Consider the following 7,418-nt stretch of genomic DNA (forward strand, 5'->3'; position numbering starts at 1 on the left):
CCACGGCGGCAAGGGCGACGACACCCTCTACGGCGGGAAGGGCAACGACACCGTCTACGGCGGCAAGGGCGACGACACCATCCACGGCGGCAAGGGCGACGACACCCTCTACGGCGGCAAGGGCAACGACACCGTCTACGGCGGCAAGGGCGACGACACCATCCACGGCGGAAAGGGCGACGACACCCTCTACGGCGGCAAGGGCAACGACACCGTCTATGGCGGCAAGGGCGACGACACCATCCATGGCGGAAAGGGTGACGACACCCTCTACGGCGGGAAGGGCAACGACACGGTCTACGGCGGCAAGGGTGACGACACCATCCACGGCGGAAAGGGTGACGACACCCTCTACGGCGGCAAGGGCAACGACACCGTCTATGGCGGCAAGGGCGATGACACCATCCACGGCGGAAAGGGCGACGACACCCTCTACGGCGGGAAGGGCAACGACACGGTCTACGGCGGCAAGGGTGACGACACCATCCACGGCGGAAAGGGTGACGACACCCTCTACGGCGGGAAGGGCAACGACACCGTCTATGGCGGCAAGGGCGATGACACCATCTACGGCGGAAAGGGCGACGACACCCTCTACGGCGGGAAGGGCAACGACACGATCCACGGTGGCAAGGGTGATGACACCATCCACGGCGGCAAGGGTGACGACACCCTCTACGGCGGGAAGGGCGACGACACGATCCACGGTGGAGCGGGCAACGACGTGATCTACGGGGACGGCGCTCCGGCAAATCACGGGCAGGAGGCCTTCGCGGCTCACCACGAAGCTCCGGTTCACGTCGAAGCACATGTCCCCGACATGGGCCTCTTCCACTAGGGACCGCCGAAAGTACGAACGGACGAAAGGAGCAAGGAGAGTGACGAAGTCCCGCCAAGTTCGCTTGGCGGGACTTTTTCGTTCGAATGTTTGGGAGAAGGTGCCGGCGGCGTCGATGGTGCGACGCGCCAACGCCGATGGACCGCCACGTCGAGACGTTGCCAGACATGAGGGAGATGGCCGAACTGGTGGAGGCAGCAGGCGGACGTCATCGCCGACAAGCAGCCAGGCTTCCGGCCCGAGAAAAAATCCGCAGCATCATTCGAAGCTTGACTTGGCCGGGTGCCCGGCACGCGCCGGGTTGCGCCTGCGGCGGCCATGACCGATAGAACGGCGCGGTGGATGGCCCGCACGCCGCCTTTGCCGGAGCGCCAGCGTCGGCAAGGTCCGTTGGGATGGTTCTGGTGGAGCGTGGCGCGGGAAGGTTCCCGAGGTTGCGGATCCACGGCAGCGGGTAATCGGCATTTCATGATGCGGAGTGCAGACGAACCCACCCGGCACGAGGGAACCCTCAATGCTCACGTGGACGGGAGCGTGGGGCCGCGAGACGCGCTCGACCCGCGCATCCCTGCTCTGTTCGCACGAATCGCTGCGTCCTGCGCCGAGCCAATGCCGGAATCACCCGCGCGGCTCGATCTGCCGGGGCTGCGCGGCGGTCGCGACACCTTGCGGGCGACGCTCAGGGGCGGATCGGCCCCGACATGGTGGCATGCGGAACAGTCCGGATTGAATCTTGCCGAGGCGCCGCTCGCCCGGGCGAACCTCGAGGGTGCGGATCTCTCCGGCGCCATGCTGAAGCGGGCACACCTGCCCGGCATTCTCGGCCGCTCCGCCCATTTCGACGCGGCGCTCATCGAAGAGGCCGATTTCGTCGGAGGCGACCTGAGCGGCGCCCGCTTTCGGGCCGTCGCCGGTGGCCAGGCGAATTTCACCGAAGCGATGCTGGAGGATGCCGACTTCAGCGGCGCGGCGCTCCGCTTCTCGCATTTCTCGAAGGCGCTGCTCGACGGAGCGAGCTTCGCCGGAGCCGATCTCTGGGGCGCGGATCTCGCAGGAGCGGATGCCGACGACACGAATTTTCGCGGCGCGCGCCTCGATGAAGCTAATCTCGGGGATGTCAACCTGACGCAATCCGACTTCGAGGGTGCCAGCCTTACCAAGGCCCGCCTCGTCGGTTCGCGCCTGCGCGGCGCCAACTTCGCCGGTGCGAAGCTCGACGGGGCGGACCTCACCGGAGCCGATCTCTCCGACAGCAACCTTGTGCGGCTCAACCTGTCCTCGTGCAAGCTCACGCATGTCCGCTTCGCGGGGGCATGGCTCAGCGGTACGCGAATGCGCGTCGAGCAGCTCGGCGGTGCCGTCGGCGAGGAGATCGCGGGGGAATACGAGGCCGCCCAGGCGAGCTACCTCGTGCTTGAGCAGAACCTGCAGGGCATCGGCAGCCACGAGGCCGCCAGCTGGGCCTACAAGCGGCGGCGGCGCATGGGCCGCCATCTCGCCGGAACGCAGGCGCGGGAGGCTTGGCGAGCCCGGGACGGGCGGCGCCTTCTTCGGCACGGCTACCGCTGGTGCGCGGATCATTTCGTCGAGTGGCTCTGCGACTACGGCGAGAGCCTGTCGCGCATCGTCCGCGCCTTCGCGATCCTGATCGCCGCCTTCGCGCTCTGCTTCGGGCTGACCGGCGGTCTCGTCCCCGAAGGCGGAAATGGCCAGCCCACGCGCAAACCGCTCGATCTCGTGAGCTACAGCGCGCTGAACATGATGACGGCCAACCCGCCCGAGATCGGGATCAAGCCCATCGGACGGGTGACGAACCTCCTCGTCGGATTCGAGGGCGCGGCCGGCATCGTTCTGCTCGGCCTCTTCGGCTTCGTGCTCGGCAACCGCCTCCGCCGCTGACGCCACCGCGCGCGAGCCGGAATTGAGGCCGATCCCGATCCGCGCAAAGTCAATCTTGGGTTGTAGCCGCCTGGCCCGCAGCGGGCCGCTGCATCCGTCCCTCCTCGACCAGACGAAGCCTCGGCGGAGCAGTATCTTCGCCGGTTCGCGTTCGAGCGGCCTGCACGGTAAGACGGAAGCGCTGGACCTTGCTATCGAGCGGCGCGGCTTGAAGCGACAGTTCCGATGCGGCGGTGAGAACTCGGCTCGCGGCCATGCCCGTCCTGTACGCGGCCTCAGCGACGTCCGCGATGTCTGAGTCCCTGCTCCTCAGCTGCAACCGAGGGCGCTCCGGTGCTGAGCGCCTCGACGGATCCCGCGACGGCACCGATCTTCGCGACCGCCCGAACCGTCGGGGCCGGCATGGACCATGGCCGTCTGCGCAGGGGCACCCGTTCGGAGCAAGGTAGATCTCACCCCGGGTCGTCAGGATGCGCGTCGCGTCGTCCGTGCGGCGCCGAAGTTCCGACTGACCTCTTAAATTATATATCACCATAAGTTGAGCGGTCTCCACGGACTAACTTACAGTATGATTTTGGAATTATACTACTTTAATAGAAAATTTACGATTACCATTATTTATTCGGCAAGCCTGTTTTCGATCTTAGCTTGGCCGCTTAGCCGAATTTTGAACTTTGCTGATCCGACTCGACACACGAGGTTTCAAATCCATGGACCGAAGGACGTTCTTGCTGGGCTCGATCGCAGCTCTCTCCGCGTTAGGACTCGGGCCGGGTCGAGCACGGGCCGCCGTCCGGACGAAGGTCTTCCGCCTCGCGACATCAAATGCCGTTGAATCTCAGACGGGCGCGGGAGCGGCAGCTTTCGCATCTCAGGTTGCAGCCCTCTCGGGCGGCCGCCTGCGCATCGAGGTCTATCCGGCCAGCGAAGCCGGCGGGGAACTACCGATCACGCAGGATACCGCCAAGGGCGCGCTCGAACTCTGCCTCGTGAGCGCGGCCGGCTACGCCAATCTCGTCCCCCGTCTCGGCGTCTTCGATATCCCGTTCCTGTTCCGCGACGTCGCGCATGCTCGTACCGTTCTCGACGGTTCGATCGGGCAGAAGGCGCTCAGCGAGATGAAGGCCGCCAACATCGTCGGGCTCTCCTGGGGCGAGAACGGCCTGCGTCATCTGACCACCGCAACGGTGCCCGTGCGACAGCCGAAGGATCTCGCCGGACTCAAGATCCGGGTGCCGCAATCGGAGGTGATGCTCAGCGGCTTCCGGGCGATGGGAGCGGATGCCCAGCCACTGCCTTTTCCCGACCTTTACGGTGCTCTCAGCGCAGGCACTTTCCAGGCTCAGGAGAACCCGCTCAGCAACATCGCCACCTCACGCTTCGACAGAGTGCAGAAGTATCTCAGCCTGACCGGGCATGTCTATTCGGCTAACATGCTGCTCATTGGGCGGATTGCCTACGAAAGTCTGTCCGACGACGAGAGAGCGCTCCTCCACACCGCTGCCCGCGCCGTCACCCAGGCCTCGCGCGAGGTCGGGGATCGCGCCGAGGCGGAGACCGTCGCGGAGCTGAGGCAGCGGGGTATGACGGTGGTGACCGATGTCGACCGGCAGGCGTTCGCCGCAGCCATGTCCCCCGCCCAGGCCGGGTACGAGGCTCAGTTCGGCAAGGCAATGCTCACTGCCATCCGCACCGCCGTTCGCTAGCTCGCCGGCTCAACATTTCCCGACCAGGATCAAACCATGATCACGCTCCTCTCGCGCGTCAGCGACCGCCCAATCGGCACGCGAATCAACATCGGGTTCGGTGTTATCCTGCTTCTGTTATGCGGGATCGCTACGTTCGACGGGCTGAGCCTGCGTACGATCGACGCCGCGGTCTTTGAGATCGACACATCTTCGGCGAGTTCGGACAGCCTGGCCGAGTTCGCCAGCAGCTTGGTCGGCGAGGATCTGCAGGTGACCCGATATCTGCGATCGCCTGGCGGAGCCGAGTTGACCGGGGCGCAACTAGCCCAGAAAGAGGTGCGAGTTCGCCTTGCCAAGGTTGAGACGCTCGTCGGCGACGAAGCGAACGACCTGAAGACCGGGATCGCGAACCTCGACGCGAGCTTCGAGTTGGTCGTGGCCGATATCAAGAAGCGTGAGGCAGCCCTCGGGTCCATCATCGCGGCCGCGGCGCGCCTCACCAACTACACCAACTCGCTGACGAGCCAAATGGCGGAAGGGGGCGATCCGTCCAGTGCAGCCGCGTTGCGGCTTCAGCAGGCGGTGCAATACCTCATGGCCTCCGCGCGTCGCTACGTGCTGCGGCCAAATCCGAGCGAGATCGATATCCTGAATGCCGAGCAGGACCGTATCCGGCGTGAGATGGCCGAGTTGAAGGCTAACCCTCCGGTCGCGGCTCAGGCCCGAGAACTGACCAACGGACTTCCTGGAACGCTTGATCAATTGCTGGGTGCCGTCGAGCCCCTCACCACGGCAGTCCAGGCCTTCGACAGAAATGTCAGCGCCTGGCAGCAAATCTCGGCACGGGCGGGCGACTCCGCAGCCGCCTTGCGTGCACGGATGCGGGAGTTGCGCAACGCCCGAATCGGATCGGCCAGAGAGACAGTGAGCCAGGTGCTGACGTCGGCGATCATCACCTCGGTGCTCGCTGTCCTGGCCGGCGCGACCTTTGCCTTCTGGCTCGGCCGCTCGATCAGCGGCCCGCTTCTGACACTCAATCGCTCGGTGCAAGCGATCGCCAGCAACGACCTGATGGTTGAAGTTGCGGGGACGGAGCGCAAGGACGAGGTCGGCACGCTCGCCCGGGCGCTGGCCGTGTTCAAGGCGAACGCGATTGCCCGCGCCGAGCTGGAAGCGGCGCAGGTGGTGGACCAGTCGGCGCGGCAGCACCGAGCGGACCGGGTCGACCAGCTCGTCAGCGCATTCCAGCGAAAGGTGGCGGGATCTCTGGAGATCGTCACCTCGGCCGCCACCGAACTCGACGCAACCGCCCGCTCGATGACGAGTGTCGCCGACAGCACCAACAGCCAAGCCGTCGCCTCCAGCGCGGCTGCTGCGGAGACCTCGGTCAACGTCCAGACCGTGGCGGCTGCAGCCGAGGAGATGGTCGCGTCGCTGCAGGAGATTGAGCGACAGGTGATCCGCTCGAACGAAGTCGCCGGCCACGCCGCGCACGAGGCTGAGACCACCGGTGCGGCCATGGCCAACCTGGGTGCGGCGGCCGAGCAGATCGGAGCAGCGGTGACCACGATCTCGGGTATCGCCAGCCAGACCAACCTGCTGGCGCTGAATGCAACCATCGAGGCGGCGCGCGCCGGCGAGGCGGGGCGAGGCTTTGCGGTGGTGGCTGCCGAGGTCAAGGAGTTGGCCGGACAAACCGCCAGGGCCACCGATGAGATCGGCGGGCAGATCGCGGCGATCCAGGCGGCGACCGGTCAGGCGGTTGCGGCCATCCAGCAGATCGGGCGCACGATCGCGGCGATGAACGAGATCTCAAGCACGATCGCCTCGACGGTGGTCGAACAGACGGCGGCGACCGCCGAGATCTCGCGCAACGCCGGCGAAGCGGCGCGCGGCACGCGGGGCGTATCGACGAACATCGCTCAGGTGCTCACCTCGGCGTCCGAGACCGGCAGTGCGGCCTCGCAGGTCCGGACGGCCGCTGCCGAGCTGGCGGCCCAATCGCTGAGCGTCAAACAGGAGGTCGACAGCTTCCTGCGCGGCATTCAGGCCGCCTGAGGCCAGGGATAGCCGCCCGTTGAGGCGAATGGCTTCGGACGTTGCCGCGCAAGCATTCTTGCTGGCCTGCGGCAGCGCCCAGCTGTACAAGGACCAATGGCGCCGGGAGGATGTCTCTAAAATTTTACTGATTGCTGATCGCGAAGAGCGTATTCATGATCATTGCCGGCGTTTTGTTCATCATAGGTGCCGGATTAGGCTGCCGTTACAACGTGATCGCCGCCCTATTGACATCGGGATTTATAGCAGTCGGCTTCATCTTTCTCTGGCTGCGGAACGGGGAGTTGGACGCGATCAAGGGGCTGATCTTGGCAGCCTATCTCTCCGCCTATCAGGCCGGGTATCTGACGGCGTCCTACCTGACGACGCCGAGCAACACGGAGTAAAGCGGCGTGCGAGCCGCTACCAGAACCAGACGACACGTCCCGTGAGCGCGTGAATGACGAACCACCACGCCACGGCAACGATGATCGAGCCCAGGACGACGAACCGCTTGGGGCGCCAGACACGCCGTCGATGGCGTCCGGCGAAAACATGATGCAGCAATCTGGCCTCTCTGAGCGCTCGGATGTTTGCGCTGTACGGTCGGGCATACCGCATGGTTTCAGAGCCGGCTCCGCGTCGGACTGCGTAAATGCGTCGTCTGGCGGCCAACGTGCTCCGGGCAACCGGCAGACCCTGCGCGCCGCGTCCGTGTCGCGTGGAGACAAAAATCGTCGGATATCGCTTGACTGAGAGTGCCGCACCCATCCCCACAGGCCGAGAGCGACCGGTGCGCGCGAGGCAAGCGCGCGCGCTAAGATCGAGGGCGAGGGCGGCGAGCGGGTGGTCGCCGCGCTTGCCGACATCGCTCCGGATTTTGCGCGCTAGAGCGACATCCGATCAGTTTGCGTCGTAGCCAGCAGAGGCGAGGTAGGCTCGACACTCAGCCGGGG

The 7,418-nt window shown here is 65.6% G+C and carries 5 protein-coding genes; all 5 read left to right on the top strand.

The genetic code is table 11. The annotated features are described in order from the left end of the window. A partial coding sequence (locus F6X51_RS28145; RefSeq protein WP_281407659.1) for a calcium-binding protein occupies nucleotides 1-838 on the top strand: 838 nt, incomplete at its 5' end. Nucleotides 839-1,447: 609 nt separating this feature from the next. Beyond that, the gene (locus F6X51_RS23465) at nucleotides 1,448-2,737 is read left to right on the top strand and encodes a pentapeptide repeat-containing protein (RefSeq protein WP_246696982.1); all 1,290 of its coding nucleotides are present in this window, start codon (nucleotides 1,448-1,450) and stop codon (nucleotides 2,735-2,737) included. 728 nt (nucleotides 2,738-3,465) lie between these two features. Then, the gene (locus tag F6X51_RS23470) at nucleotides 3,466-4,443 is read left to right on the top strand and encodes a TRAP transporter substrate-binding protein (RefSeq protein WP_191970224.1); all 978 of its coding nucleotides are present in this window, start codon (nucleotides 3,466-3,468) and stop codon (nucleotides 4,441-4,443) included. A gap of 36 nt (nucleotides 4,444-4,479) precedes the next feature. Then, nucleotides 4,480-6,483: a methyl-accepting chemotaxis protein gene (locus F6X51_RS28940; RefSeq protein WP_150966088.1), complete on the top strand. Its 2,004-nt coding sequence runs from the start codon at nucleotides 4,480-4,482 to the stop codon at nucleotides 6,481-6,483. 155 nt (nucleotides 6,484-6,638) lie between these two features. Continuing rightward, nucleotides 6,639-6,869: a hypothetical protein gene (locus F6X51_RS23480; RefSeq protein WP_150966089.1), complete on the top strand. Its 231-nt coding sequence runs from the start codon at nucleotides 6,639-6,641 to the stop codon at nucleotides 6,867-6,869. Nucleotides 6,870-7,418 lie beyond the last annotated feature (549 nt).

This window comes from Methylobacterium planeticum (assembly GCF_008806345.1).
GTDB classification, from domain to species: domain Bacteria; phylum Pseudomonadota; class Alphaproteobacteria; order Rhizobiales; family Beijerinckiaceae; genus Methylobacterium; species Methylobacterium planeticum.